The organism is Mesorhizobium sp. M1E.F.Ca.ET.063.01.1.1 (assembly GCF_003998155.1).
Lineage (GTDB): Bacteria > Pseudomonadota > Alphaproteobacteria > Rhizobiales > Rhizobiaceae > Mesorhizobium.
Genome location: NZ_RZSC01000893.1, coordinates 1 through 2,196, shown reverse-complemented (window position 1 = coordinate 2,196; position 2,196 = coordinate 1). Strand labels below are relative to the sequence as shown.

General features: G+C 64.2%; 2 protein-coding genes. One reads left to right on the top strand and one right to left on the bottom strand.

The features are described 5' to 3' along the window. A partial coding sequence (gene ilvB / locus EOA29_RS33925; RefSeq protein ID WP_189479080.1) for a biosynthetic-type acetolactate synthase large subunit occupies positions 1-1,317 on the bottom strand: 1,317 nt, incomplete at its 3' end. A 367-nt stretch (positions 1,318-1,684) separates the two neighbouring features. On the opposite strand from ilvB, the gene EOA29_RS33920 reads away from it, so the two are divergent. Next, the coding region (locus EOA29_RS33920; protein ID WP_145969968.1) for a GAF domain-containing protein at positions 1,685-2,196 on the top strand (512 nt) is incomplete at its 3' end.

Sequence of the window (2,196 nt, the reverse complement as noted above, 5' to 3'; positions counted from 1 at the left end):
GACCAGCGCATCGCGATGCGCGATCTGCACGCCGAGCGCCGCCGGCAGGCCGTAGCCCATCGTGCCCAGCCCGCCCGAGGTCATCCAGCGGTTCGGCTTGTCGAAATGGTAGTGCTGCGCCGCCCACATCTGGTGCTGGCCGACCTCGGTGGTGATGTAGGTGTCGAGATCCTTGGTCAGCGCATAGAGCCGCTGGATGGCGTATTGCGGCATAATCACGTCGTTGTTCATCTTGTAGGCGAGCGAATCCCGCGCGCGCCATTTCGCGATCTGCTCCCACCACGGATAGAGCGCCTTCTTGTCGACCTTGGCGGTTGCCCGCCACAGCCGCACCAGATCCTCCAGCACCCGGCCGACATCGCCCAGGATCGGCACGTCCGCATGGACGTTCTTGTTGATCGAGGACGGATCGATGTCGATGTGGATCTTCTTCGAGTTCGGCGAAAAGGCATTCAGCCGGCCGGTGATGCGGTCATCGAAACGCGCGCCGATGCAGATCATCACGTCGCAGTCATGCATGGCCATGTTGGCTTCGTAAGTGCCGTGCATGCCGAGCATGCCGACCCAGTTCTTGCCCGAAGCCGGATAGGCGCCGAGCCCCATCAGCGTCGAGGTGATCGGGAAGCCGGTGAGGTCGACCAGCTCGCGCAGCAGATGGCTGGCTTCGGGGCCGGAATTGATCACGCCGCCGCCGCTGTAGATGATCGGCTTCTTGGCGCCGGCCATCAGTTCGACGGCGGCCTTCACCTTCTCGAGATCGCCCTGGACCTTGGGCTGGTAGCTGGTGCGCGGCGCCGTCTGCGGCGGCACGTAGATGCCCTTGGCGAACTGCACGTCCTTCGGAATGTCGACGACGACCGGGCCGGGACGCCCGGTGGTCGCGACGTGGAAGGCTTCGTGGATCGTGGCCGCGAGTTCGTTGACGTCCTTCACCAGCCAGTTGTGCTTGGTGCAGGGCCGCGTGATGCCGACCGTGTCGCATTCCTGGAAGGCGTCTGAGCCGATCAGCGAGGTCGGCACCTGGCCGGTCAGGCAGACCAGCGGAATGGAATCCATCAGCGCATCCTGCAGCGGCGTCACCGCATTGGTCGCGCCGGGGCCGGACGTGACCAGGAGAACGCCGGCCTTGCCGGTCGAGCGGGCGTAGCCTTCGGCCGCATGGCCGGCCCCCTGCTCATGCCTGACCAGGATGTGCTCGACCTCGTCCTGTTGGAAAATTTCATCGTAGATTGGGAGAACCGCGCCGCCCGGATAGCCGAAGACATGCTTGACGCCGTTGTCCTTCAGCGCCTGCACCACCATTTCGGCACCCGTCATCTCGCGCCGCTCGTTCTGTCCGTTGCTCATCAGTCCGGTCCCGTACTGTTCGCCGCCTGGCGATTTGCTGGTCGTTTAGTTGGGTTTTGGGTAATAAAAAAGGCCCCCGAGGGAGCCTGTGGGATGCGCATGGGAGGTTTTCGCCCGGCGGTTACACCGCCTTGCCCACGCGCCAGCCTACGAGAATGAGTGCTGTTTTCATGGGCGCGGACAATAAGGGCCAAAGCGCGGGCTCGTCAATGGGGGGTGTCGCGAATTCACCCGCCTGTGAGATCGGCGCCGTCGCGCGCTACCATAGTACAGTTGAGCGCGTATCTTCGAGGCACCACTATGTGGCCGCAAAGGACGTTGGCTGCGAGGAGGACGCATGGCTGGCGAACGAGAGCATATCCGCGAGATCGAGCAGGTTCTGTCCGGCGCGCGATCGGCCCGCGACGATATCGTGGTGCAATCCTGGCTGCGTTGCGTCGACACGCACCGGCTCGATCCGGCCCGGCCGACTGAAGCCTACATCGTTCCCGACACCCAGTTGCGCGAACACCGCGAGCAGTCCGAGCGGCTGATCGCGATTGCCCGCAGCGGTCTGGAGACGTTGTTCAAGCAGGTGGCGGGCCAGAACTACGTCCTGCTGCTCGCCGACGCCAAGGGCGTCACCGTCGACTTCCTCGGCGATCCGCTGTTCATGGACCAGTTGCGCAAGGCCGGGCTCTATCTCGGCTCGGAATGGTCGGAGAGCCGGACCGGAACCTGCGGCGTCGGCTCCTGCATCGTCACCGGCGAGGCGATGACCATTCATCAAACCGACCATTTCGACACCACGCACACGCCGCTTTCCTGCACCGCCGCGCCGATCTTCGACACAAAGGGCGAGCTGACCGC